Genomic DNA, 25,783 nt, shown 5'->3' on the forward strand with positions numbered 1-25,783 from the left:
CTCCGCTTTTTTCAGAGGGAGAAGGGCGCACTTCGAGACTGTTCAAAGTCTGGTAAGACAAGGCTTGCATGCAAGATCGCGGGCCAGCGTCACCGTCGTTGGACAATGAGGATTTGGCGCTGGAGCTCGGCGACGGCGCCGACCAGGTCACCGGCGTACCGCCCCCTGCCTGGAGCGATGCGTCGCTTCCGACATCGGAAAGCGCACGCGATGAGCACCGTGTCCCCCCCCGGCAGGTCACGGTTGCGGCGGATCCGACCATCTTACCCGAGCAACCGCGCGGAAGCCGCGGGCTGCTCGAGCTCGTTTCCCCCATCGCGCGGCGGGCGCTCGAGCTGGGCCTTTTGGCCCGAGAGCCGAGTTTCCACGTGTTCGTGGCGGCCGAGCCCGAGGTGATGATCGAGGACGACATCGTCCGCTACGCCGAGCGATTCGCCCGGGTGCGACCTCCGCCCCCGGACATCGTGTACGTCCACGATTTCGACCGGCCGGAGGCGCCGCGCCCTCTTCTTCTCCCCGCCGGCGTGGGGCCGACCCTGGTGGCGGCCATGGATGCGCTGGTCGACAAGCTGCAGGAAGAGATCCCCAACATTGCCCACAGCGACATGGTGCGCGAGGCGCAGGCGCACCTGGGGCGCGAGCTCGAGGCACGCAACAAGGCGGTGCTGACGCAGTTGGAGAGCACCGCAAAGACCCTGGGCTTCGGCATCCGTGCCGTACAAGGTGGGGTGCAGACCTTCCCCATCCTTCATGGCAAGCCATTGAGCGCCGAGCAGTTCTCGGCGTTGGATGACTCGACCAAGCGGGCGTTGAACGAGGCCGAGGAGCGGCTGACCACCGAGGTGGAAAAAGCTGCCGCGCTGGTGCGCGACGACAGTGCGCGGCATCAGCAAGCGCGCGACGAAGCCTTTTCCCGCGCGGCCGAGGAGCTGATTCGGGCCGGCGTGCAAGCGGTGCGCGAGGGCTTTGCCGAGCATATGCCGGTGCTGGGCCCGTACTTCGAGCGGGTCGAGCGTGCGCTCGTCGAGGACTGGGAGGACCTGGTCATCGACGACGGTGGGGAGGGCGAAGACGACGAGTCGGGCGGTTCGGGCCGGGACCACGATCCCGAGCACGCGACGCGGCTCAATCGCTTCAACGTGAATCTGCTGGTGACCAACGATCCGGCGTCGCCGGCGCCGGTGCTCTACGACACGAACCCGACGTACCCGAACCTGTTCGGCTACTTGGAGCGGCGCGCGCGCTTTGGTGCGTTGCTGACCGATTTCACACGGGTGCGTGCAGGCTCGCTGCACAAGGCCTCGGGCGGCGTGTTGGTGGTGCGCGCGGCCGACCTCCTCGCGGACCCGATCATCTGGGAGCGCATGAAGCGCGTGCTGCGCGAGCGGCAGATTGGCGCGGAAGACCCGCTCGGGCCTTTGGGCTTGTACGCGACCTCGCTGCGGCCCGTGCCGGTGCCCATCGAGGTGCGCGTGGTCCTCGTGGGGCCTCCGCATCTGTATGCAGCGCTCCTGGAGGCCGACGCCGACTTTGCGGCGCTGTTCCGGGTGAAGGTCGAGATCGAGTCGACGATTGCGCGCACGAACCAGAGTCTCGTGCTGCTCGATGCGTACCTGATGCACATGGGCAAGGACCGCTGGGGGAACTTCGACCGCGGCGCGCGGGCGAAGTTGCTCGACCTGGCCACGCGGCTCGCGGGGCAGCAGGACAAGCTGTCGCTCTTCTTGTCGCCGCTGGAGGAGACGGCGGCGTTCGCGAGTGCGTTGGCGGTGGCGCGTGCGGTGGACGATGGAACGAATGGCGCGCTGTCCAGCGATGGGGAGCCCGGACGCGAGTCGGTGCTGCCGCTGGTGAATCTGGCAGCGACACCTCCGTCCGCCATCGCAGTGACGGCGAAAGACGTGGACGAGGCGTGGCGCGAACGGAGAGACCGCGCCGGGTCGGCCGAGCGGCACATCCGCGAAATCACATTGAAGGGCGAAGTTGCACTCGAAACATCGGGCTCGCGCATCGGAGTCGTCAACGGGCTGAGCGTGTTCAGCGCGGGCGATGTCGAATTTGGGCAGCCGATGCGGATCACCGCCGTGGTGGCGCTCGGTCGCGAGGGGATCATCGACGTGGAACGAGAGGCGCAGCTCGGAGGGGCGATCCACACGAAGGGTGTCGCGATCCTGCGTGGATACCTCGGGCGCTTGTTCGGTCAGGAGCGTCCGTTGAGTCTGCGCGCGCAGATCGCCTTCGAACAAAGCTACGGCGAGATCGATGGGGACAGTGCGTCGTCGAGCGAGCTCTTTACGGTGCTCAGTGCGCTAGCCGACGTGGGCATCGATCAGGGCGTCGCCGTGACCGGCAGCGTCAATCAGCTCGGGGAGATTCAGGCGATTGGCGGGGTAGGGGCCAAGATCGAGGGGTTTTTCGATTTGTGCGCCGCCCGGGGGCTGACGGGCACGCAGGGGGTGCTCATCCCACGTTCGAATTTGGCGCATCTCGTTCTTCGTGACGACGTAGCGCTGGCGATCGTCGAGGGGAAATTCCATCTTTATGCGGTGCGCTCCGTGGAAGAGGGGATCGAGATTCTCACCGGGCTCGAAGCCGGCGAGCGCGACATCTCGGGCCGCTTCCCGGCGGCCAGTGTGTTCGGGCGCGTGGAGCGGCGTTTGATCGAGATCGCCGAGCGGCTGCGCGAGGCCGAGGGGCACGGCCACCACGATGGTCACGAGACCTTGGAAGAGCACCCCGGGGCCGATCTCGGCGACGGCGCCGACTTTCGAAGGTCGCGCGGATGAGGGCCCTTCTGGGGCTCCTCTTGGCTGCATCCTGCCTCGGGGGGCTGGGGTGCTTGGCCCGACCTACGGTGACGCGGGTGTACGAGGGGCACGTGGTGGAAGGCGGCATCGTGCTGCCGGAGCAGTACGCGACGTTTCTGCGCGGGGCGATGGCCGAGGAACAAGGGGATCTCTCGGCCGCGCTCCATGCCTACGAGGCGGCCTCGGAGATGGACCCGACGGATCCGGAGATCTGGACGCGGATTGGGGCCGTGCGCTGCCAGAAAGATCCGCGCGACGAGCGGGCGCGTACGGCGTTCGGGCGCGCCATCGATTTGGACAGGGAGTACGCCGCGGCGTGGTCGGCCCGGGCGAAGTGCGATTTGCTGCGCGGGCAGGATCGCGCGGGCATGCAGCGCGAGGCGGAGCGGGCCGTGGAGTTCGATCCGCAGGCCACGGAGCCGCAGGTGATCCTCGCGACCGCGCTGGCGATGCAGTCGCCTTCGGCCGATGCGGCGCGGAATCGGCTTTTGGCGCTGACGTTGAAGCAGCGTTCGAGCACGGCGGCATGGCGGGCGCTCGGTGCCTGGGCGAAGAGCCATCGGGATCCGGCGCTGGCCGCGCGCGCGTACGGGGAGGTGGCGAAGATTTCGCCGGTGGCGCACGCCGAGGTGGCGTCGGTGGTGCTGGAGCTCGCGGGCGCCGGTGAGTTGGTGGCGGCGCGATCGCTCGCGGGCGCGTTGGTGGATGCGCGGCGTTCGACCGGCGCAGGGCCGGAGGTCCGCGGCTTTGCGCGGCCGACTTTCAACGCAGAAGCGGGGGTGCCGGGCAATCGGCTGGTGGCGCGCCTGGCGGTGGACGATGCCGTCTCGATGGGCGATCGGGAGCGGGTGCGGCGTCGCGCGGTGTCGAGTCATCTCGCGCTGGACGTGGTGGCGGGGCGCGCGCTTCTTCTGGGGCGCCCCGACATGGCGCGCGAGTTTGCGGAGCCGCTGGTGCAAGCCGATCCGCGGGCGTCGGGGGCGCGCTTGGTGCTGGCGATTCTCGCGTACGAAGCCGACGACAAGGCCGGGCTGACGCGTGCATTCGCCGATGCGGGCGGCGGCAAGGGCGCGAAGTCGGGCGGCGATGTGCCGGTGGTGGCCGAGGCCATTCTGCCGTTCTTGCGCGTGGTGTCTCGCGCGATGGGCCCCGAGATCGCGCGCCGTGTGGCCACCGCGCTGCCCTGCGAGACGATTGTTGCGGGCGACGCGTTGGTGGTGCCTCTTTCGGTGGCCCTGGCCGACTCCGGCGCGTTGGCCCCCGACGCCCTTTCCGCCGACGGCCGGCTCGAACTCGCCGTCCGCCGCGGCGAAAGCGTCACCGGTTCGCTCGACGCCCTGGACGCGCGTCACCGTTTGCTGATGCTCGCCTCGACGCGCCCCACTTCGAACGAAGCCCGCGCGCTGCTGCGCCACATGGGCGCCTCCTGGGTTCGCGATCCCTTGGTCGCCGTCGCCATGGGCCGCATGGCCGTCGCGGGCGCCGTCGAAGTCGACGCCACGACGCCCACGCGCATCGCCGAAGTGGCCCCCGCCGATCCCCTGGTCGCGACGACCGCCTTGGAGCTCGCACGAAAGCACGGCGACACGGCCGCCGCCCTCTCCATCGGCGCCCGCCTCTCCGCCATCGCCACCACCCCGCACCAAGCGCGCTAGCGAGCTCGAGTTGAAGTCGGGTCCAGATGGACTAGACTAGACCAGAGCTATGAACATCAACGTCTACGCCGCGAAGACGCAACTCTCCAGCCTTCTCGATAAGGCTGCGGAAGGAGAGGAGATCGTCATCACGCGGAATGGCCGTCCCGTCGCCAAGCTCGTTCCGGCGAACGCCCCCACGAAGCGTCGGGTGCTCGGCCGACTGAAAGGGCGCATCCGAATTCGAAAGGACTTCGACGCCCCTCTACCAGATGATGTCCTCGATGCATTCGAGAGGAAGTGAGAATTCTTCTCGATAGCCGTTCGTGATACGGCGTTCACGGAGCTACCGGTTGTCTTTTCCCATGCGATTCGCCTGCGCGGGCTGCCGCCGCATCATCGCGATCCCTTCGACCGTTTGCTCATCGCACAGGCGGTCGACGAAGGATTGACCATCGTCACTCACGACCGCGAGTTCGGGCGCTATCTCGCGCCCGTTCTCTGGAGCTAGTGAACCGGTGACTTGTCGGAGCTCGGCTTTTTTCCTGAGTCGGGGCTCGTGGTGCTTGCGTCGGGACCTGCGGTGCCCGCGTCGGGGCGCGCGTGGTTTTCCACTTGGAGGTCCATGCGGGCGACCGTGTTGCCGGTGACGGCGGGGAGGGGCTTTTTGACGCCGTTGCTCACGGAGCGGTGGAAAACCTCGATTTCGAGGGCGTCCATGGGGTGGTGGTCGGCGCTCTCGCTGGGGACGCCGTCGATGCGGAAGTGGCCTTCGCGATCGGTGACCGCGTGGAGCGGCTGCGGGAAGGTGTAGACGTCGGCGGCCATCCAGGGACCGCTCATCTTGTCGACGAGAACCGAGAAGCCCGGCTTGCCCGGATAGACCTCCACCGGATCGCCTCCGGGTGAGGCCACCATCAACGCGGGCAGCGCGTTGTCGGCGATTTGCGGCGCGTGCATCTTCGGATCGCGGTTGTAGACCTGCAGCACCTGCCCGAACGTCAGATCGAGGGTGCGCGTCGAATAGGCGCAGTGCTCGATCGTGATGGCCTTCTTCGCGCGCCGTTCGGCCACGATGTAGCCGCTGTAGCCGGTGATCACCACCAGCGCATCGGCCAGCGGACGTGAGCCGTCTGCACGCGGCGGCCCCTCGCGGAACGCCTTGCCGTAAACCGCCTCCGCCTCCGGGCAGCGCGAAAAATCCACGCCCTGCACCGCCGCCGCGGGATCGCCCGTCACGGTGAGCGTGCCTTCGACGCTTCCCGTCGGCCCGTCGTACACGGGGAAATTCTTCGGATTCACCACCGCGTGCACGCTCGCCGAGGGAACGGGCATCGCGTTGGCCGGCTCGTTCGGCCCCATCGCAATCACGGGAACGGCGCCGTCGCTGGCATCTGCCTCGGCGGCCGTTCCCTTTTCCTCGCTGCAGCCCCGGCACCCCGTGGCCGAAAGCAGCAGCGCGTACAGCGCAAGTCGCGCGCGCTTCGTCATTATTCGCGGAGCGTCAGGGCAGCGGCTTCGGCCACGTCCAACGAACGCGTCGGCAGAATGCCCAGTGCCAACACCAGGAACGCGCTCACCACCAGTGCTGCCGCCACGTAACCCGAACGCATCGGCGTCGCAATCGGAGCGCCCGCCGCCGGCTCACGCATGTACATGTAGACCATCACGCGCAAGTAGTAGTACGCGCCGAGCACGCTGTTGAGGAACCCCACGATGGCGAGCACGTAGAAGCCACCGTCCATCGCCGCGCGGAACACGTACCACTTGCCGAAGAAGCCCGCGAGCGGCGGAATGCCCGCGAGCGACAGCAAGAAGAACGAGAACGCCAGTGCCGCTGCTGGGTGACGCTTGCCGATGCCGGCGAGGTCCTCGTAGCTCACCGCCTCTGCGCCGCGACGGCCGCAGTAGATCAGCGCGCCGAACGCACCCACCGTCGAAACGGTGTACGTCAGAAGGTAGAACAGCACGCTCGCGGTGCCCTGCTGCGGCGAGCGCGCCGTCGCAACCACCGCGACCAAGAGGTACCCGGCGTGCGCCACGCTGGAGTACGCGAGCATGCGCTTCACCGACTCTTGACGGCCCGCGATCAAGTTCGCCACGGTCATCGACAGCACCGCAATCCACGCGAGCACCGGAGGCCAACCGCTGGCCCACGACATCGATGCCGGATCGCCGAACATCGTCAGCAGCACGCGAAGCATCATCGCGAACGCGCCGCTCTTGACCACGGCGGCCATGAACGTCGTCGCCGGCGTCGGCGCACCCTCGTACGCGTCGGGCGTCCACATGTGGAACGGCACCGCGCTCACCTTGAAGACGAGGCCGATGAGGATGAACACCAGGGCCAAGATCACCATCGGGCTCTTGGTCGCACCGCCCGCGAGCGCTGCACCGATGCCGACGATGTCCGTGTGGGCCGTCGCGCCGTAGAGCAGCGCGAACCCGTAGAGCATGATCGCCGCGGCGAAGGAGCCGAGCAGGAAGTATTTCAACCCGCCTTCGGCCGAACGCGCGGACGTCCGGCGGAACGCCGTGAGCGCGTAGGCGCCGAGCGACATCGTCTCCAGGCCCAAGAACAGCGTCAACAGGTCGCCCGCCGCGGCGAGCATCATCCCGCCGAAGGTGGAGAACAGGAGCAGCGAGTAGAACTCACCGCGATCCAAGTTGTGCTCGGGCAGATACCCGCCCGCGAGAAGCGACGCGAGGGCGCCGCCCAGGCAGAGGAGCACGTTGAAAAACAGCGAGAACCGGTCGATGAGCAGCCATGGAGCGACGGGCGAAACGTCGAGCGACTCGGGGCCGTGCAGCCACACGGCGGCGGAGAAAGCGCCGGCCGCGAGGAACACCACGGTGGTGCCCATGGCGAGCCCCGTGGGGCGTTTGCCGGCGCCGTGCCGTGCGAATGCCTCGGCGACCATCAGCAGCATGGCGCCGAAGCCGAGAACGATGAGCGGTGAGAGTGCGAATGCGAGCTGCATGACGAGAACTCTTTCGGGGAAAGCCCGCTACTACTGAGCGAGACCGCTCGGGGGAGGGGAGGGGGAAGGGCTCGCTTCGGCGGCTGCTGCCTCCGCCGTTTGGGGAGCTTCGGGCCGCCGCGCAAGCAGACGAATCGGACCCTGGTAGAAGCGCGGTGCGGGGCTCTGTTCGACGCGCGCCTGCAGATCGCCCAGCACGCGGTCGGTCGCGCCGCGCATGCGGGAGAGGAAGATGTTCGGGAACAACCCGATGGCGAAGATGGCGATGACCAGCGGCGCCAGCGCGATGATCTCGCGGTTGTTCACGTCGTGCAGCTTCTTGTTCTCCGGCTTGGTGATCGGCCCGAAGAACATTTTCTGCACCACGTTGAGCATGTAGAGCGCACCGAGGATGACGCCGATGGCCGCACCCACGGCCTGGATGCCGTTGAAGTGCCCGAGCCGCGTGCTCACGAACGTGCCCGTGATGACCATGAACTCACCGACGAAGCCGTTCGTGCCGGGGAGCCCGACGCTGGCCATCGTCGCGATGATGAAGAGCACCGCGTAGATCGGCATCACCTTGGTGAGGCCGCCGAACTCGTCGACCTGACGCGTGTGCCGGCGGTCGTAGATGACGCCGACCAAGAGGAACAGCGCGCCGGTGGAGATGCCGTGGTTGATCATCTGCAGCACCGCGCCCTCGACCGACGCCGGCGTGGCCGCGAAGAGGCCCAGCATGACGTAACCCAAGTGCGCGACCGACGAGTACGCGACCAAGCGCTTCACGTCGTCCTGCTTGTAGGCGCAGAGCGCGCCGTAGATGATGCCGCCGAGCACCGCCACGCCGGCCAGGTTCGCCGCGAGCTCGGTGGAAGCCTCGGGGAACAGACCGATGCAGAAGCGCAGGTAGCCGTACGTACCGAGCTTCAGCATGACGGCGGCCAGGATCACGCTGCCTCCCGTGGGCGCCTCCGTGTGCGCATCGGGCAGCCACGTGTGCACCGGGAACATCGGCACCTTGATGACGAACGACAAGGTGAACGCGCCGAACAGCCAGAGCTGGATGTGCCGCGGGAGCAGAACACGCTGCAACTCGAAGTAGTCGAACGAGGGCGTACCGCCGTTCAACTTCGCATACGTGTAAGCGAGGTACAGGATGGCGGCCAGCATCAGCACCGAGCCGAACATCGTGTAGAGGAAGAACTTGATGGCCGCTTTGATGCGGTTCGTACCGCCCCACACGCCGATCATGACGTACATGGGGACGAGCATCAGCTCCCAGAAGACGTAGAAGAGGAACAGGTCGAGCGCGACGAACGACCCGAGCATGCCCGCCTGCAGAAGCAGCAGCGAGAAGCACCACTCCTTCATGCGCGCGTGGATAGACCCGAACGACGCGTAGGCCGCGATGGGCACCGTGAAGTTCGTCAGGATGATCAGCCAGAGCGAGATGCCGTCGACGGCCACGTGCCAGTGGATGCCGAACTTCGCCAGCCAGACGATGTCCTGGTTGAAGTGGAACGTGCGACCCATGTCGACGCGCAGCAGCGGAAGGCTGACCGCGAGCGCCGCGAACATGAAGCCGAGCGTGGCCCACTGAAGGACGCGCGGTGAGTTGCGCGGGAAGAAGAGCACCGCGACGGAGCCGAAGAGCGGCAGGCCGACGATCCACGCGAGGAGCGAGGTCGACTCGGCGACGGCTTCTTCTTCCGCTGCGGGGTTCGTCCACCACATGCGCATGACGAAGATGACGATGAGCGCCGTGATGAGCGCCAGCGGCAAGCGAAGCTTCGACCCGCGCCCTTTCGGCACGAGGTACGCGACGAACGAGGGGACCAGGATGGGAATGAGGCCGCCGAGGGCAGCGATCAATGCGGTAGGCATGTCAGATTCGTCCTAGTTCGATCCCAGTTCCATCGGGTTCTGCGCCGCCGGGCGGTTGAGGGGGACCTCCACCGTCGCGTGCCGTCCGAATGCGTTGGTCACCTCGAGCTTGACCTTCAGCTCTTTGCCGGGATCGAGGTGCACTTTCACGGAGGTTTGGTCGGTGAAATCCGGCTTGTCCGGCTCACCATTGCCGTCGGCATCCCACCGGTACGAGTAGCCCATGCCCGGTGCAGCGGTGACGACGTAGTCACCGTTGGGCGAGGGCGCCGTCGACACCTGCGCGTGCGGTGCGACGAAGAACCAGGAGATGACCGCGATGCCGATGACCATCGCCGCCGCGTACACGTGCACGACGCCGGTCTGGAAGGTGCGCAGCACCGTACCGAGGGCCGCGACCACCAGCGACGACAGCTTCGCGATGATGCCGTCGACGAACCACTGATCGAACGCCGCCGCCGTCTCCGCGAGTGCGTCCACCGCCGAGAGGATGGTCGCCTCGTAGAACTCGTCGACGTACCACTTGTTGTACGCCGCGCGATGCAGCCGCGGTGCAGCCTCGGCCCAGCGCTTTGCGGGCTTGCCTTCGGCCTTGATGTACACCGCGTAGGCGAGGCCCAGACCGATGATGAAGGCGAGAACGCCCGGCACCATGAGCGGAAGCTCCAAGTGTTCCGCCGTCTCCGCGACGTGCACGCCGGCTTTCTGCGCTTCCTCGAAGACCGGCTCGAGCCAATGCTCGAGGGGCAGCATCTTGGTGAGCGGCGCCGGATTGAGCGCGCCCGCGAAGGCCGCGAACGCAGCCAGGATGACCAGCGGTGCGGTCATCGGCAGCGGCGACTCGTGCGGCGCCGGGCCGGGGACCGTCAGGTCTTCCTCGTGGTGGTGACCATGATCGTCGTCATGGTGCTCGTCGTCGTGACCGTGGTCATCGTGCGCGTGGGCCACGTCTTCCTTTGCCGCGACCTTCACGCCGTGCGCCGGGGTGAGGCCCGACCCGCGCCCGATCGCCCAACCGCGGAAGCTGCCGTGGAAGGTGAGGAACAAGCAGCGGAACATGTAGAACGCCGTCATGGCCGCGGTGATGATGCCCACCGCGTACACGGCCTTGCCGATCCACTCCGGCTGCTGCCAAATCGCGATGTGGCGCGCGGTCATCTTCGCGGCGACGGGGCTGATCGAGTGGTTCACGTAGGCGCGGAACAGAATCTCGTCCTTCGAGAAGAAGCCGCTGAGCAGCGGGCAGCCCGCGATGGCCAGCGTGGAGACGAGGAACGTCCAGTACGTGTACGGCATGTACTTCTTCAAGCCGCCCATGTGCCGCATGTCCTGCGACTTCACGTCGTCGTGGATGCGCGCGTGCATCGCGTGGATGACGCTGCCGGCCCCGAGGAACAAGCAGGCCTTGAAGAAGGCGTGTGTGAGGACGTGGAAGAAGCCCGCCGTGAAGGCGCCGGCGCCGACGCCCATGAACATGAAGCCGAGCTGGCTCACGGTCGAATAGGCGAGCACCTTCTTGATATCGTTTTGCACCAGCGCAATCGTCGCCGCGAGCAGCGCCGTCGCCGCACCCACGCAGAGGACCGTGGTCATGACGAAGGGCGAGAGCACGAAGACGAACGACAGACGGCAAACGAGGTAGATGCCCGCCGTGACCATCGTGGCCGCGTGGATGAGCGCGGAGACCGGGGTTGGACCCGCCATCGCGTCCGGCAGCCACACGTAGAGCGGAATCTGCGCGCTCTTACCGGCGCAGCCGAGGAGCAGCGCCAAGCCCACCGCCGTCGCCGCACTGATGGTGATCGGCGTGGTCGGTTGCAGGAACTTGAAGAAGCCCTGGTACTGCCCGCCGCCGAGCGGCCACAGGTGAATCTGGTACGCGTCCGCGGGGTTGTCCGCGAGGACCGACGCATTGTTCTGGATGCCCGTCCAATCGAGCGCGCCGGTGTAGTGCACCAAGAGGAACATCGCGCAGATCAGGCCGAAGTCGCCGATGCGGTTCGCGATGAACGCCTTCTTGCCGGCAGCTGCGTTGGGCATTTGCTCGTACCAGAAGCCGATGAGGAGGTACGAGCAGAGACCGACGCCCTCCCACCCGACGAACAGCACGGGCAGGTTGTCCCCGAGGATGAGGATGAGCATCGAGAAGATGAACAGGTTCAGATACGCGAAGAACCTGTGATAGCCGGGGTCGTTCTCCATGTACGACGTCGCGTACAGGTGAATCAGGAAGCCGACGCCGGTGACGATGAGCATCATCACGCCGTTGAGCGCGTCGATGCTGAATCGCAGGTCGATGTTGACGGTCGACCCGGCGCGCCCGCCGTTCGTGTGCATCCACTCCCACGCGGTGAAGTACAGGCGCGTGTGCGCATGTTCGCCGCCGTGACCGGCGTGATCGAGAAGGAGGAACGCGATCAGCGAGGCGATGAAGCTCACGCCGACGGCGGTGAGGGTCATCATCTTCACGGCGGGCTTGCCGAGACGGCGGCCCCAGATGCCGTTGACGAACGCGCCGAGGAGCGGCATCCCGAGGATGACCGCAATGAGGGAGAAGTCGTTGCTGGGAAAGAGCGATTCGAGCAGCTTCATGGCCCGTCAGTTCTTGAGGAGGTCCGCCTCGTCGGAGCGCACCGTCCGCCGAATGCGGAAGAGCGCCAGAACGATGGCCAATCCGACCGCAACCTCGGCGGCTTCGGCGGCGATGAGGAAGAACGCGAACATCTGCCCCGTGTGCGACTCGGGGTGAGCGGCGTTGAAAGCGATCAGGGTCAAGTTCACCGCGTTGAGCATCAACTCGATGCTCATCAGGGTGACCAGGACGTTGCGGCGGACCAAAAAGCCGACCCCGCCGATGGTGAACAGCAAGGAACTCAGCACCAAGTAATGCGTTACGGGAATCATGGGTGCTTCTCCGCTTCTACGTTGCGGGCGGTTGCTGCGGCCGCAGGACTGGCCTTGGCCGGCGACATCTCGTGCGCCAGGCGGCCGCGCGCGACGGCGACGGCTCCGACGATGGCCACCATGAGCAGTGCGCTGGCCAGTTCGAACGGCACCACGCCGTCGGTGAAGAGCACCCGCCCGATGGCGTCGACGGTGCCGAAGTCCACGGCGACGCGTTGGAGCGGCGCGAACTCCACCTGTTTCGCCATGAGCAAGATGGCTCCGGCCGCTGCCAAGCCGAAGAGCACACCCGCAAACGCGCGCGGCACACGGCCGTGGTGATCGCGCGGTGGGGCGGCGTCGGGGCCGAGGAGCATGATGACGAAGAGGAAGAGGACGACGATGGCGCCCGCGTACACGATCAGCTGAATGAACGCGATGAACTCGGCGTGCAGCGCGAGGAAGAGCCCCGCGAGCGAAACCACCGTGAGCAAAAGCCCCATCGCACCGCGAATGGGGTTCTTGTTCGTCACCACCACCAGCGCCCCGAGCAGCGAGAGGGCCGCGAGCAGGTAGAAGTAAATCTGGCCGATGATCATAGGTTCACCAGAAGCGTCGCATCTTCGCGGGTGCGCTCGCCGAGGACGTAGGCCTCGAAGTCCTTGCGGAACTTCTGCAGGAAGCCGAGGGCGGGCATCGCCGTGCCTTCGCCGAAGGCGCAGATCGTGTTGCCCATGATGTTGTTCGCGATGTCGTGCAAGTTATCGAGTTCCGCCATGGTCGCTTTGCCATCGAGGATCTTCGTGACCGTGCGGAACAGCCACGCGCCGCCTTCGCGGCAGGGGGTGCACTGGCCGCACGATTCGTGGCGGTAGAACTGCATCAAGTTCTCCATCGCCAGGACGGGGCACGTTCCCTCTGCGAGCACCGTCGCGCAGCAGGTGCCGAGCATGGTGCCGATGCCGCGCATGGTGTCGACGCCGAGCGGCACGTCGAGGACGCTCTTGCCGTGCCAGGGATGCAGCGGGCTCTTTTCGTCCGGCGCATTCACCTTTTCGTCGGCGCGCAGGATGGGCGTGGACGAGCCGCCGGGGATGACCCCGAGCAGTTCGCGATCGCCTTCGATGCCGCCGCCGATGTCGTAAATCAGCTCGCGCAAGGTGACGCCGACGCAAAGCTCGATGACCTGCGGCTTCTTGACGTGGCCGTTCACGCCGAAAAGGCGGCTGCCGCCGTCGCGCAGGTGGTGCAGGGCGCTGAGCTGCGAGTAGGTGTCGCCGCCCATCATGAAGGCCGCGGGGACCATCGCAATGGTCTCGAGGTTGTTGACCGTGGTGGGGCAGCCGAAGGCGCCGGCCTGCGCGGGGAAGGGCGGCTTCAAACGAGGCTCGCCGCGCTTGCCCTCGAGCGAGTTGAGAAGCGACGTCTCTTCGCCGCAGATGTACGCGCCGGCTCCGGTGTGGACGTACACCTCGACGGGGTAGTCGATGCCGAACGGCGTCTTGCCCAGGTAACCCTTGGCCTTTGCCTCTTTGATGGCGCTCCAGAGGCGCTCCTTGGAGAGGTGCAGTTCATCGCGCACGTAGACGTAGGCGACGTGGGCGCCGATGCCGAAGCAGCCGATGATGCAGCCCTCGATCACGGAGTGGGGATTCAGCTCCATGATGGTGCGGTCTTTGTGCGTCCCCGGCTCGCCCTCGTCGGCGTTGATGACGAGGTAGGCGGGCTTGGTGGGGTGGGGCTTCATGAAGCTCCACTTGATGCCCATGGGGAAGCCGGCGCCGCCGCGGCCGCGGATGTTCATCTTCTTGGCTTCGTCGACGACCTGCTGCTGGGTCATGCGAAGCGCCTTTTTGGCGGCCTGGTAGCCCTGGACCTCGCGTTCGTACACGTCGAGCGTCCAGCCGTTCTTGATGCCGTAGACTTTGCTGAGGTAGTTGACGCGCTTGATCATCGGTCCTTACCTCGTGAGCCGGTCGAGGATTTCGTCGACCTTCTCGAGGGTGAGGTTTTCGAAATATTCCTTGTCCACCTGGATCATCGGCGCGGTGCCACAGCTCGCGAGGCACTCGGCCGTGCGGAGGGTGACCTTGCCGTCTTCGGTGGTTTCGCCGGCGTGAATGCCGAGGCGCTTCTCGCAATGCTGAAGGACGGTGCCCGCACCGCGGAGGGCGCAGGGAAGGGTGCGGCAGACCCAGACTTGGTGCTTGCCGACCGGCTTCTGGTTGAACAGCGTGTAGAAGGTGACGACGCCTTGGACGTGCGAGAGGGGGAGATCGAGCGTGTGGGACACGTACTCGACGATCTCCGGGCTGATCCAGCCCTCCTGCTCCTGGCAGAGATGAAGCAGGGGAATGCAGGCACCCATCTTCGTCGGATAGCGGGTGAGGATCTCGCGAAGGGCGCGCTCACGATCGGCGGAGAGGGCAAAGCCAGCAGGCGGTTGGGGCATCGGGGGAAGTCTTTGTTTCGGTTTGTTGGTAGCGGGGACGCGGGCGCCAATTAGCACGATTTCCCACGCGGCGGCGCGCGAACGCTAGTGTTGAGCAAGGAGGGGTGTCAAGACGCGTTTCGGCGCGCCATCCACCTCGCCTTTCACCTGAGGTAAGAGGGCGTAATATGCGCTTGAGAATTGAGGATCCCGGGCGCTATGCTCAGGCCCTCTTTTTTCGGGGATCAGCGGCCCCTTCTTCAGGTCGAGCCCACAAGCCGCAAGGCCAGCTAGCATAAAAGCAAGAGCGCGGAGGCCGCCGCGCATGGAGGTAGCCGAGTGTTCTGCCCGAATTGTGGAACCCAAAATCCGGACAACGTGCAGACGTGCACGAAATGCGGGTTCAACATCAAGGGGGCGGCGGCCCCAAAGTTCAAAGGGACCATGCTGATGATGAATCAGCAGGTTCGCCCGGCGGTACCCGGTGCGCCGGGGGCTCCGGGAGCGCCCGGGACTCCTCCTCCTCCGCCTGGCGATGGGCCCGGTGCGGGGACACCGGCCACGGCGCCGTTTGGTGGCCCGCCCGGCGGACCGCCCCAGCGCCTCAAAGGGACGATGGTGGGCGTGGCACCGATGAGCGCCGGATCGGCCCCGGCCCCTGGTTTTCCGCCCGGAGCCCCGGCCGGATTCCCGCCCGCCCCAGGATTTCCCGCCGACCCGGGTGGCTTTCCGCCTCCGCAAGGGGGCGCTCCCTACTACCCACCACCCGGCGGCGCGCCGCAAGCCGCTCCTCCTGGGTTTCCTCCGCCCGGCGGGGGCGCGCCCACGCCTCCTCTCGGATCGCCCGGGCACCCGGCGCATTCTTTTGGCTCGCCCGAGGGGGTGAACGCGTTCAGCGGGACGGTCGTCGACGCGGCCCCGCCGTTCCCGATGCCGCCGGCCGGCGAACCTCCGGTACCCGCCTTCGGTGGGGTGCCGCTCGGGGGTGGTGCGCCGCTCGGGGGGGGGCCCCTGGGCGCGCCGCCGCCGGATCCCAACGTGTTTGGCGGGCCTCCTCCAGGTGGTGGCGGTCCGAGCGACCCCTTCGGGGCACCCCCTCCGCCGCAACACGGTGGTGGAGGCGGCAACTACGGCCCGCCTCCTGGCGGCCCCAGCTTTGGGGGGCCTCTTGGAGGTGGACACGGGGCGCCGGGTGGTCACCCGGGCGGATACGGTGCGCCGGGGGCCTTCGGGGGTCCGCCTCCTCAGGGTCCGGGCGGCGGTGCCTATGGCGCACCGCCCGGTGGCCCGCAGGACTTCGGTGGCCAGATGCAGCAAGGCTTCAACCAGGCTGCGGACGCGGTTCACCAGGCGTTCAACCCGCAGCAGCCCTACGGCGCTCCGGGGGCGTATCCGAACCAAGCCCAGTATCCCAATCAGGCCCTCGCGCCGATGGGGGCTTTCCCGCAGGGCGGCCCCATGGTGCATGCCCAGCCTGGACAGCATGGCCCCAAGGGTCAGGTGAAAAATCCGACGACCGAGTTGATCATCGGCCTCGTGACGTGCGGCATCTACCAGATGATCTGGTTCATCCGCGTGATGAACGAGATGAAGCGGTTCCTGCAGCGTGACGAACCCAATTGGCTCAAGATTTCCGGCCTCTCGTTCATCACCTGCGGCGCGTACGGCCTCTATTGGCAGATCGTCGCGCTGGGGCCGCTCATCCAAGAGATCCAGTACCGCGCGGGCGTTCCCAACCCGCAGAATCACGGCTGGATGTACATCATCCCGTACTACAACGTGATCCTGTGGCAGCAGGAGCTCAATCGCGCGTGGCAAGGCCCGGCGTAAGACCGCCGCTCGCTCGTGTTCTGCTCGTGGCCAGCCTCGTGGGGCTGGCCGCTGTGCTTTTGTTCGTCACTTCGCTTCCGGCGATGTGCCCCATGCGCGTGCTGCTCCACACGCCGTGCCCTTCGTGCGGCCTCACGCGTGCCGCGCGGCTGGCCTTGGGGGGCGACTTCGCCGGGGCGACGCACATTCACCCGTTATGGTTCGCCGTGCTCCCGTTCGTGGGCACCCTGGGCATCTTCCAACTCGGGCACTACCTCGTGCGTGGGGACCTCGCGCAGCTGCACCGCCACGTCGGCAACGCGGGGTACGTGCTTCTGACATTGCTGGTCGTCGTCTGGGTCGCTCGGTTCTTCGGCGCGTTCGGCGGGCCGTGCCCGATTTGAATTCACGAACCGTTCACAAGCGCGCCCTCGTGTCGTCTTTTCGGTCCTGAATGATGCAGACTCGTGGGACCGGGGCAAGCCGTAGGGCTCTCTGCACTCGCCGCGTCGAGCGGCGCATACTCGCTCATGATGGGCGCGTTCCTGCTAGCGCGGGCGCGGGCCCGAGCGCAGCGGCAACCGCCGTCGCGCGCACCGCGTGTGAGCGTCTTCAAGCCGCTCGCCGGTGTCGATGACGATCTCGAGTCGAACTTGGAGTCGTTCGCCAAGCTCGATTATCCGTCGTTCGAGCTGCTCTTGGCGGTGGCCTCGACCGCGGATGCGGCGTACCCCGTCGCAAAAGCGTTCGTCGAGCGTCACCCGAAGGTCGATGTGCGCGTGGTGGTGACCGATCCCCACGCGACGAAGAACCCGAAGGTCGCGCAACTGGTTGCGCTCGAGCGGGTGGCCACCGGCTCGGTGTTCGTCATCTCCGACTCGAACGTGCGGGTCTCGCCGAAATATTTGGAGACGCTCATCGAGCAGCTCGAAGGCGAAAACGTCGGCCTGGTGACCAGCTTGTTCGTGGGCACCGGCGAGAAATCGTTGGGCGCCGCGCTGGAGAATTTGCAGATCGGCGCCTACGTTGCGCCATCGATTGCGGCATCGGCGCTTCTCGCCCCGCGCCCGTTCACCGTGGGCAAGTCCATGGCGATGTGGCGGCGCGACATTGCGAAGATGGGTGGCTTCCGGTCCATCGGCGACGTGCTCGCGGAGGATCATCTGCTCGGGCGCAAGGTCGCCGAGCAAGGGCTGGAGATTCGGCTTTCGCTGGATGCCGTCGAGAACCGCAACGTGTCCTGTTCCGTGCGGCGCACGCTCGAGCGGCACACGCGCTGGGCGAAGATGCGCCGTGTGATCAGCCCCACGGGCTTCGCGCTGGAGCCACTCGGTTCGCCGCTGACGATTGCCACTGCGTTCGTGGGCCTGTCGCCCGGTGGGCTGTCGTACGCCGCGCTCGTGTCGACGTGGCTCTTGCAAATGCTGGGGACCAGCGTTGCACTTCGCACGCTGCGTGGGCGCGTGCCTTGGCGCATCTTGGCGCTCGAACCGCTTCGCTGTTACGTGACCCTCTGGTGCTGGATGCACGCGTGCGTAAGCAAACGCGTGAGCTGGCGCGGCCACCCGATTGTATTGGGCAAAGACTCGCGCATCGTGACATTGGCCGAGCGCCGCGAGGCGCGCGCGAAAGACGCGAAGGATCGCGGTCCATGGTCGACCCGTTTGCGCCGCGCATTCGCGAATGTGGCGTAGAGTGTCGGAGCGCGCAGCGTTAGAGAAATAACGAGCGCGTTTGCGCGCTGCAGCGTTGCGCGCTCAACGGCAATTCGAGGGTGACCCACCGGACGCGGCGTCCTATACGTAGGCCTTCTTCCTTCCGACCGTGAGGAGAGGCCACCCATGATGACCAAGAAGACACTAGGCTGCGCATCCATCATCGCCTTGATGGTGGGTGTTGCTTGTTCGTCGAACGACGACAACCCGCCCTCCAACAACCCCGGCACCGACGCGTGCTCGACCATCGAGAACGACGTCAAGAACGACTTCGATACGCTGGCGAAGTTCGTCGCCATCGAGACGTACCGGACCGAAAACTGGGCGAACGAAGACAAGGTCACCGAGGGCATGGAGAAGATCTATGCCGAGATGAAGAAACAGGTCGACGAGTTCAACGCCGGCCAGAAGACGTCGAAGCTCAATCTTACGCGCTGGGATCAAGCGAGCGTCGACGAGAACGGCAAGCCCCTTTCGGGCGAACCGCCGACATGGCGCGTGTTCAAGATCAGCCTGGGCAGTGGAGCGCGCCGCGTTGCCATCGCCACGCACTTGGATACGGTGGCGCCGGGCGATGCCGGCTGGCAGCCGTTCACGCTCCAGAAGAAGACCGTCGAGTACAACGGCAAGCAGGAAGAGTTCTGGCTCGGCCGCGGCTCGATCGATGACAAGGGACCGGCGGTTGCCACCTTGCAGGTGATCAAGAATATCGCGAAAAAGTACGACGGCAGCTCGCTGCTCAACGACGTCACCGTCGAACTGATCTTCGACACGTCCGAAGAGACGGCCATGTCGATGCCGAACTACTTCCGCCTCAATCCGACGCAGGAGCCGAACCTCGCCGTCATCTTCGACGCGAGCTGGTGCGTGCGCGCCGAGAAGGGCGTGGAGCGGCCGGTGTTCCATATCAAGAAGGATGCAGCCAAGCCGACGAAGGGCGTCTGGATCGACTCGCTGCAGACGCCGGCGGGACCCGCGAATCAGATTGCAGACACGGCAACGGCGATCATCAAGGCCGAGGATGCTGCGAAGCTCGACGCTCTTCAGGCTGCGATCAAGGGTGAATACGACGCCTACGCGTTCGACGATGCGGGGTATCGGCGTGCGCAGCTCACGGTCACGCGGGAAGGCAATAGCCTGAAGCTCGTCACGGCGGTGGCCGGCGCGCAGCACGGCTCGAAGCCCGAAGAGAACCGCGCGGACGGTGCCAATCCTCTCGTATCGCTCGCGAACTTCCTCGCCTACAAGTCCGAGGTTTTCACCAAGAACGACATCTCGCGCATGCTGCAGTTCATGAAGTGGACGTGGGGCACGAAGGTCTTCGGTGAAGGCCACACCTCGCTCCAGGCCTCCGATGAGGTCTTCCAAGCCCCGAACAACGGAACCACCTACGCGGTGACCCGGCTCGATGATTCGGGCACGGACAGCGTCTACAAGGACAGCCTCGTCCTGAAGATCGACATCCGCTACGCGCAAGACCACCACGGCAGCGCGAAGTGGAACGGGCAAACGGAGGGCTTCATCGACCAGATGCAAGACAAGCCGAGCTTCAGCAAGTTCAAGGGCGTCTTCGGCGACTTGATCAAGGAGTTCGAAACGAAGGAACCGGAACCGGCGTCCGGACCAAAGCATCCGGTCAATTTCACGGTCAAAGAGACGCGTTTCAGTGGTCCGGAGTCGCCGGTCCCGCCGGACGTGCGCAAGCCCGACGGGCCGACGTTCAGTCGCATCAGCAATGCGTACAAGGAAGTCATGGGGCAACCGTGCCCCGCGATCGCCATCGGTGGTGGCACCGACGCGAAGAACCATCCGAACTTCCTCGCTGCCGGTGCGCTATTCGGTCAGAAATTCGGTCCGCCGATCAACTTCCACGGTTTGAGCGAAGGCGCCCCCGTCTCCGAGCTAACGAAGAGCGCGAAGATCATCTGCCAATTCCTCGACGACGAAGTGAAGAACGGCTCGAAGCAAGAGGCCGGCGTCTCCACCAGCGCCGCGTCGATGTGGACCAAGGCCGATCACGAACTGCATTGAGAAGTGACCCGCGTGCAGCCGGGTGAATCCGGCTGCACGCAATCTTGGCTTACGACCGGCGCGCGGTTCTTTGTAGTTCCGTGACGAAGGGGCGCGCTCGGGCGATCAACGCGGGCCATTCGGGGGCGGCCGTGGCTTCGACGAGGGCGTTTTTCTCGTCGAGAAACGTCCAGCGGTCGTCGGCGATGGAGGCACCTGCAGAGCGTGGGACGATGAGGTGCCCGCCGTCCGGGAGAAGAACGGCGAAGTACTCGACGTCCGGAAAGAGGTAAGCCACGTTGGGGGCCCATACCGCCAACTTGACTCCGTCTTCGTCGGCTTCCCATTCCTTCGGTTTCACGACGAGGACGGATGCCGTGTAGTATTCCTCTTCATCGATACTTTGTAGTCTCACCATGGCATTTAGAAGTCGTTCGCCAAACCCAGCATCGCCCTGTTTCGTCAATTCTGCCACCAGGCGTGGCCCGACGTAAAAGGCTCGCTTCGCGCCCATGAGCGTCAAGGTTTGTCCTTTGCGTGCCATGGCGAGGACGACCCCGGGGCCCGATGCGAGCATGTGCTCGACCCACGATTCGCCGTACTGGGCGCTGAATTGCTCGCGCGAGATGGGGTCGCCGTCTTCGGGGCGGATTGTGCTTTCCAGCATTTTCGCCAACGTGTCTACGAGGCGCAAAGCAAGTTCGTGGTCTGCTCGACTGGAGCAGGTCATGATCCGTATTTGGAGCGTGCCGTCGGAGAGGCCAAGCTCGACACCGCGTGCCGCGCGGCCGGCCAGATAGGGGTGAACGAAGAAGTCGTTCGTGAAGCGATCGTCTTCGGGGCCTTCGCAAACCCAATCTGGTTCGGCCAGGGCGTCGACGAGTTGCGAGAAGCGCGGCGGTGCAGCGGCGGGAAGGTAGAAAGAGAAACTCACGATTCGAGTATACGCAGCAGGAAGACCGCGCGACCGCTACCCGCTGGGTAACACGAGACGATCCACGCTAGCGCTGCACCATGCCGCGCATACGGTTACGAAACCGTGGCTCCCCAACATCCTCCAGGCTTCCGGTGGGCTACTCGAGTGTGACGTTGCGTGAGACGGATGTGCCCGAGGTGCCTTTTGCGTAGGTCCGGGCGTGGAACTTGACGGTTTTGCCTGCGATGAGCGTCGTTGCTTCGTTTCGTGTCACGACTTCGAAAATTGCTTCGCCTTTCGGAAAGAGCCCTAGAACCGAAGTCGGAAGGGTGGCCGTCGTCGAGGAAGGCTCGAACTCGCAGGATGCGCCAATGGACGGGGCGCCCGGCGGGATGTCGACGGGCGAATAGAAGGCGACGCTCTTCTTGTCGGGGACGGCCGACCATCGCAGTTCGAGTGGTGTGCCACGCGGGATGACCATGGGCGCGTCATCATGAGGCACGGCAGGTACCTCCAAGACCAAGTTCGAGGGGGCGGTGACGGAAAGCTCGAACGCTGGTATTTGCGCGCCACTACTCTTGATCGCGATGCGTTGTCCCGGCTCCCAGATTTTGCTCAACCCTTGGCGGAAGTAGCTTTTGTCGTCGCGTGGCTCGAGGGTGATGCCTGGTGCGGGCAAGAGGCCGCCACTCACCGTGAGCGTTCCCGCGGAATCCAATGTGGCGACTCCGGCATCGGCTGCAGAGGGCGCGCACGTGGAAATGGTGCAATTGCCTTCGCGGTGACTGGTGCATCCGGAGTCTTGGGTTCCATTTCGGAACCATCCAGAGACGTAGTACCAATCTTGGCCAGCGGCGCGTTCGCGGCTCGCAATGGTGATCCCGCCGAGTGTCGATGGTGGCGCTTCGACATCATCGTCGCTGCTGCAGGCGGTGGCTGCGAGCGCAATGGCGGCGAGGGTGGTGGAGAGCCCGATGGTAAGTGCAGTCTTCGCATGAATGATTGGCATTGAAGAATCTCCGGTGCGAAAAGATGTAGCCACGCCTACACCGCCACGCAATCCGCTCCACGGCGCCGGTCGTCGGCGATTCAGTTGCCGTCGAAGGCGGTTCTACCATAAAGCAAAACGGCGCCCTCGATGTCCCGTGCCGTCAGATTGTAATCGCCGTGCCGCCGCAATCTTTGTCATAAGGGGTGTAATGCATCACGGATGCCGAGTCATAAGGCGTGAGGGCGCGCCAATGGTTGTCCTCGAAGCAGGCATCGGCCGCTTCGGGGCGCGTGTGCTCGTGCCGAAAGCCAAGCACGTGGCCAAGCTCGTGCCTCGAAATACCCGTCAATGTCTCCGGGGGTAACTTTACAAAGGCCGTGGTGTTGAGCAAGATACGGCGGTCCTTCCGGGCATCGCCCGGAAAGAACGTCCTCGACTGTCAGGCTGGCCAGTGACGGGACTCACATCGAACAGCACATTGGTGTTCGTATCGTTGCACGCCCCGTCCTGCCCCGCGACGTGCCGAAACTTGATGCGAACGTGGCTCGACCACGATGAAGCCGCGGCGGCCATCGATTCCACCACGGTGCCGTATCTCGTCCCGAAGGCCGTGCTCACGCAGTAGCTCAGATCGAGCTCTTGGGTATCGTCCCAGCGGCCATCGGTGCCCTTATTGACGATGAGAGCACCCTGCTGGACGTATTGGTCGAAATACGCCTTCAACGCTTCGCGCGTTCCGATGGGAATGTCTCCTTCGACGATGTAAATGCCCGTGCCCGATTCGCGCTGGACCGTGGTCTCGAATCGTTCGAAGCTCACTTGCGTGCTGCCACCGTTTCCGTTTCCGGATTGGGGGCCGAGCAGCCGCTGGCCGAAAGCGAGCTGCCTACGAGAAGCAGGCCGAGAACAGGAATACCTGTGAAACAGGAACTCTTCATCGTTGGGAATCTCCAGGGGGGGCGATGGCGGTCATTCAATAAGAAAGCTCCAGCCGATAGGCTTCGTTTGGCGTGCCAATGTCGGTGGCGCGCAAGTGCCCGCGGGCGTTTTCGTACCGCCCAGTGCCTCCGGTAATGGCCATTTCCAAGGGGTTGGAGCCGTGGTTCCAAAGTGCCTGCACCGTGATTTGCCCGTCCCATGCTCGAATGGACATGACGCAGTTCGTGACGATCGTCGTACCCGATACGCCCGCAACTTGGCACGAACCACCGTCTTGCCCGAACGGCTGCCCATTTTGAAACAAGCGGTCCGAGAACACGTACATGTCGCCGACGCCAACGCCTGGTGCGCCAAGATCGACGAATTCGAACTGCTCGTTGGCGACGCGAATATCGATCACTTCCGCCCGCGAGTTGGCGGGTTGTGCGCTCGCCGCATGGATCGTCGTCGCCAAAACGAATATGCAAAGGGTCGCCCCGATGCTGCTGCTGATGAAATTTCCCATGGTGAACGGCTCCTTGTTTCGAAATCAGTAGGTACGAAATTGGTCGAAATGTGGATAGAAGTCCAAGACATGATTCGTATTCGAGTTAGAATGATTCGTTATGGACCTTCGTCAGCTCGAATTCCTGCTCACGGTTGCCGATGAAGCGAATTTCACGCGTGCCGCGGCCAAGTTGCGTGTCGCGCAGCCGGGTGTCAGTGCGCGCATCCGCCAGTTGGAGCAGGAGCTCGGTCACGACTTGCTGGATCGATCGGGGCGCACGGTACGCCTCACGGCGGCGGGGGCCACCGTGCTTCCTTATGCGCGCGCGGCCATGGCCGCAGTCGCGGGGGCGCGGTTGGCGGTCGACGAGCTGACGGGGTTGTTGCGCGGGCGTCTCAGCATGGGAATGGTGGCTCCGTATTCGACGACCGAGTTCGATCTCGCCGACCTCTTGGCATCCTTCCACCGTGCGCACCCCGCCGTTCGGATCACGCTGTCCGAAGGCACCGCCGACGCCCTCGTCGAATCGCTGCAAACGGGCCGGCTCGACGTTGCCGTGATAGGGCTCGGTGCCAAGCGGCCGGCGGGGCTTGCATGCCACGTGCTCGTGGACGAGCCGCTCGCCGCCGTGGTCCGTGCGGACCACCCCATGGCCGCAGCTGCAGCCATTCCCTTCGCCGAGCTTCGCGAACGAACCCTGCTCACGTTCTCGCGTGGAACCGGACTGCGCTCCGTCCTCGACGCGGCTTCGGCGCGCGCCGGCGCGCCGTTGAACGTTGCCTTCGAGGCGAGCGATCCCGGTGTGCTCGTGCAACTCGTGGCGCGAGGTCTGGGCGTCGGCATTCTTCCCGAATCGGCTGCGCGTGCGCTGCCGAAGTTGCGCTCCGTCCCCATCGTGCGTCCGCGGCTACGCGGCCAGCTTGCTTTCGCTTGGCGAAGCGAAGCTCCTTCCAGTCCCGCCGTTCGCGCCTTCCTGCAATTTGCTTGCGACATGCGTCCCGCACTCGATTCCGTGACGGAAATGCGCTCGAGGCGACAAGGCTCGTGAATCAGGAGACGAGGCCCATGACTTACATAGTACGAGCGTTATTTGCCGTGGTCGCGATGGCGGGGTTGGCTGCATCGCTGTTCGGGTGTTCGGACGACGGCGACGCGTCGATGAATGTCGACCCGCGGTGTCTGCAATTGTGCACGATTCGAGAGCCGAAGGTGGACGGCGCCTACGATGTCTGCAGTGAGCCGAGTGCGGCGCGATGCCGATTGGACTGTGCGGCGCGACTGTCGGGGACGACGGGCGTGTGTTCGCAATGTCTGCTCGAGAATGCGTATTTTGGCTCACACGAGGACGATGGCGACGGGTCGGGTTGTCAGTTGGGGATGGCGGAGTGTGGCTCGCAAGCGCGCTGCACCATCCAAGGCCGCGTGGGGGAGTGCGCGTATTGCGGCGGGAACCAGCAGCAGCGCGACGACTGCCTCCGAAAGGTATTCCCGCGGCGCACGGCGGAGTGCACGACCGACTATGCGTCCGTCTCCAAGTGTGCCGAATTCTGCAAGTAGCGGTTTGGGCCCGACTTCCGCCTCGCAAGGACGGGGGTCGGGTTTTGTCTCCGTCGAGGTTGTAGACTGCGGCCCGTGAGCGACGATCTCGGTGCGTTGACGCAGTTGCATGATCCGGTACGGAGGGCGCTGTACGAATTCGTGGCGCGGCACGGTGGCGACGTTGGGCGGGGGGAGGCGGCGGAGGCCGCGGGAATTTCACGCACCCTGGCCGCGTTTCATCTCGACAAGCTCGTGGAGGCGGGGCTTCTGGAGGCTCGTTTCAAGAGCCCGGAGAAGAAGGGACCGGGAAGTGGGCGGCCGGCCAAGGTTTACCGAAGGGCGCCCAATGAACGCACCGTGAGCCTGCCGCCGCGTGATTACGCGGCGCTCGCTTCCGTGCTGGCCGATGCGGTCGATTTGCTCGGGGGCGAGGAGCAGGCGGAAAAGGCAGCGCGTGCCGCAGGCGTGCGCCTGGGAAAACGCGCCGTGCAGAAGCACGCGGCAGGGAAGTCGCGCAAGGCGCTGGCCGTGCTCGACGTGCTGGAGGACCGCGGCTACGAACCTAGGGTCGAAGGCCCGTGCATCCGGCTGCGAAATTGCCCGTTTCACGTTCTGGCCAAGGAGCACCCGGTGCTGGTGTGTTCGATGAACCTGGCCTTGTGCCAAGGCCTGCTCGAGGGGATCGGCGACGAGCCCAGCAAGGCCAGCATGGACCCGCGTCCCGACGAATGCTGCGTCGTTGTTTCTAAAACAAATGGACGTTGACATAGAAGCT

At 65.3% G+C, this 25,783-nt stretch carries 22 protein-coding genes; 10 read left to right on the plus strand and 12 right to left on the minus strand.

Annotation, left to right across the window (positions count from 1 at the left end; all coding sequences use genetic code 11):
• Positions 1 to 68 precede the first annotated feature (68 nt).
• Genes LVJ94_16905 through LVJ94_16915 form a run of 3 tightly spaced genes read left to right on the plus strand, consistent with a single transcriptional unit; the run spans position 69 to position 4,745 of the window.
• A complete protein-coding gene (locus LVJ94_16905; GenBank protein ID WXB08903.1) occupies positions 69 to 2,786 on the plus strand; it encodes an AAA family ATPase in 2,718 nt (905 codons plus the stop codon).
• Entirely contained in the window at positions 2,783 to 4,462 is a 1,680-nt protein-coding gene (locus tag LVJ94_16910) for a tetratricopeptide repeat protein (protein WXB08904.1), read from the plus strand. Before LVJ94_16905 ends, LVJ94_16910 begins: the two co-directional genes overlap by 4 nt.
• A gap of 49 nt (positions 4,463 to 4,511) precedes the next feature.
• Positions 4,512 to 4,745, plus strand: coding sequence for a type II toxin-antitoxin system prevent-host-death family antitoxin (locus LVJ94_16915; GenBank protein ID WXB08905.1), 234 nt, complete (start codon positions 4,512 to 4,514; stop codon positions 4,743 to 4,745).
• A gap of 203 nt (positions 4,746 to 4,948) precedes the next feature.
• On the opposite strand, the gene LVJ94_16920 is transcribed toward LVJ94_16915, so the two are convergent.
• From LVJ94_16920 to nuoE, 8 genes are read right to left on the minus strand one after another with little or no spacing between them, the layout of a single operon-like run.
• A complete protein-coding gene (locus LVJ94_16920; GenBank protein WXB08906.1) occupies positions 4,949 to 5,932 on the minus strand; it encodes a hypothetical protein in 984 nt (327 codons plus the stop codon).
• Entirely contained in the window at positions 5,932 to 7,422 is a 1,491-nt protein-coding gene (locus tag LVJ94_16925; GenBank protein WXB08907.1) for an NADH-quinone oxidoreductase subunit N, read from the minus strand. The genes LVJ94_16920 and LVJ94_16925 overlap by 1 nt, the downstream gene beginning before the upstream one ends.
• 30 nt (positions 7,423 to 7,452) lie before the next feature.
• Positions 7,453 to 9,288 carry an NADH-quinone oxidoreductase subunit M gene (locus LVJ94_16930; GenBank protein ID WXB08908.1) on the minus strand — a complete coding sequence of 612 codons (1,836 nt, stop codon included), beginning with the start codon at positions 9,286 to 9,288 and terminating at the stop codon, positions 7,453 to 7,455.
• A gap of 12 nt (positions 9,289 to 9,300) precedes the next feature.
• Positions 9,301 to 11,880, minus strand: coding sequence for an NADH-quinone oxidoreductase subunit L (nuoL, locus tag LVJ94_16935; protein ID WXB08909.1), 2,580 nt, complete (start codon positions 11,878 to 11,880; stop codon positions 9,301 to 9,303).
• 6 nt (positions 11,881 to 11,886) lie between these two features.
• Positions 11,887 to 12,189 (minus strand): NADH-quinone oxidoreductase subunit NuoK, encoded by a 303-nt coding sequence (gene nuoK, locus LVJ94_16940; protein WXB10728.1) that lies wholly within the window; start codon positions 12,187 to 12,189, stop codon positions 11,887 to 11,889.
• The gene (locus tag LVJ94_16945) at positions 12,189 to 12,770 is read right to left on the minus strand and encodes an NADH-quinone oxidoreductase subunit J (protein ID WXB08910.1); all 582 of its coding nucleotides are present in this window, start codon (positions 12,768 to 12,770) and stop codon (positions 12,189 to 12,191) included. Before LVJ94_16945 ends, nuoK begins: the two co-directional genes overlap by 1 nt.
• Positions 12,767 to 14,125, minus strand: a complete 1,359-nt coding sequence (gene nuoF, locus LVJ94_16950) for an NADH-quinone oxidoreductase subunit NuoF (protein WXB08911.1) — start codon at positions 14,123 to 14,125, stop codon at positions 12,767 to 12,769. The genes LVJ94_16945 and nuoF overlap by 4 nt, the downstream gene beginning before the upstream one ends.
• Before the next feature lie 6 nt (positions 14,126 to 14,131).
• Complete coding sequence (gene nuoE / locus LVJ94_16955) at positions 14,132 to 14,623, minus strand: NADH-quinone oxidoreductase subunit NuoE (protein WXB08912.1); 492 nt, start codon at positions 14,621 to 14,623, stop codon at positions 14,132 to 14,134.
• Between the two features lie 318 nt (positions 14,624 to 14,941).
• Here nuoE and LVJ94_16960 point away from each other — a divergent pair, with 318 nt between their 5' ends.
• The 4 genes from LVJ94_16960 (at position 14,942) to LVJ94_16975 (ending at position 20,157) form a co-directional block, all read left to right on the plus strand.
• Positions 14,942 to 16,432: a DUF4234 domain-containing protein gene (locus tag LVJ94_16960; GenBank protein WXB08913.1), complete on the plus strand. Its 1,491-nt coding sequence runs from the start codon at positions 14,942 to 14,944 to the stop codon at positions 16,430 to 16,432.
• 26 nt (positions 16,433 to 16,458) lie between these two features.
• Complete coding sequence (locus LVJ94_16965) at positions 16,459 to 16,815, plus strand: DUF2752 domain-containing protein (GenBank protein ID WXB08914.1); 357 nt, start codon at positions 16,459 to 16,461, stop codon at positions 16,813 to 16,815.
• A 63-nt stretch (positions 16,816 to 16,878) separates the two neighbouring features.
• Positions 16,879 to 18,105 (plus strand): glycosyltransferase, encoded by a 1,227-nt coding sequence (locus LVJ94_16970; protein WXB08915.1) that lies wholly within the window; start codon positions 16,879 to 16,881, stop codon positions 18,103 to 18,105.
• 147 nt (positions 18,106 to 18,252) lie between these two features.
• Positions 18,253 to 20,157: a M20/M25/M40 family metallo-hydrolase gene (locus tag LVJ94_16975; GenBank protein WXB08916.1), complete on the plus strand. Its 1,905-nt coding sequence runs from the start codon at positions 18,253 to 18,255 to the stop codon at positions 20,155 to 20,157.
• 49 nt (positions 20,158 to 20,206) lie between these two features.
• Here LVJ94_16975 and LVJ94_16980 read toward each other — a convergent pair whose 3' ends face one another.
• The 4 genes from LVJ94_16980 to LVJ94_16995 all read right to left on the minus strand — a co-directional run bounded on the left by LVJ94_16980 (position 20,207) and on the right by LVJ94_16995 (position 23,487).
• Entirely contained in the window at positions 20,207 to 21,070 is an 864-nt protein-coding gene (locus tag LVJ94_16980; protein WXB08917.1) for a DUF4299 domain-containing protein, read from the minus strand.
• 139 nt (positions 21,071 to 21,209) lie between these two features.
• Positions 21,210 to 22,061: a hypothetical protein gene (locus LVJ94_16985; protein WXB08918.1), complete on the minus strand. Its 852-nt coding sequence runs from the start codon at positions 22,059 to 22,061 to the stop codon at positions 21,210 to 21,212.
• A gap of 348 nt (positions 22,062 to 22,409) precedes the next feature.
• Entirely contained in the window at positions 22,410 to 22,862 is a 453-nt protein-coding gene (locus LVJ94_16990) for a hypothetical protein (protein WXB08919.1), read from the minus strand.
• 154 nt (positions 22,863 to 23,016) lie between these two features.
• On the minus strand, positions 23,017 to 23,487 hold the full coding sequence (locus LVJ94_16995; GenBank protein WXB08920.1) for a hypothetical protein: 471 nt from the start codon (positions 23,485 to 23,487) through the stop codon (positions 23,017 to 23,019).
• 100 nt (positions 23,488 to 23,587) lie between these two features.
• Here LVJ94_16995 and LVJ94_17000 point away from each other — a divergent pair, with 100 nt between their 5' ends.
• The 3 genes from LVJ94_17000 to LVJ94_17010 all read left to right on the plus strand — a co-directional run bounded on the left by LVJ94_17000 (position 23,588) and on the right by LVJ94_17010 (position 25,773).
• Positions 23,588 to 24,517 carry a LysR family transcriptional regulator gene (locus LVJ94_17000; protein WXB08921.1) on the plus strand — a complete coding sequence of 310 codons (930 nt, stop codon included), beginning with the start codon at positions 23,588 to 23,590 and terminating at the stop codon, positions 24,515 to 24,517.
• Between the two features lie 17 nt (positions 24,518 to 24,534).
• Complete coding sequence (locus LVJ94_17005) at positions 24,535 to 25,026, plus strand: hypothetical protein (protein WXB08922.1); 492 nt, start codon at positions 24,535 to 24,537, stop codon at positions 25,024 to 25,026.
• A gap of 75 nt (positions 25,027 to 25,101) precedes the next feature.
• Positions 25,102 to 25,773, plus strand: a complete 672-nt coding sequence (locus tag LVJ94_17010; protein WXB08923.1) for a hypothetical protein — start codon at positions 25,102 to 25,104, stop codon at positions 25,771 to 25,773.
• Positions 25,774 to 25,783 lie beyond the last annotated feature (10 nt).

This window comes from Sorangiineae bacterium MSr11367 (assembly GCA_037157805.1).
Taxonomy (GTDB): Bacteria; Myxococcota_A; Polyangia; order Polyangiales; family Polyangiaceae; genus Pendulispora; species Pendulispora rubella.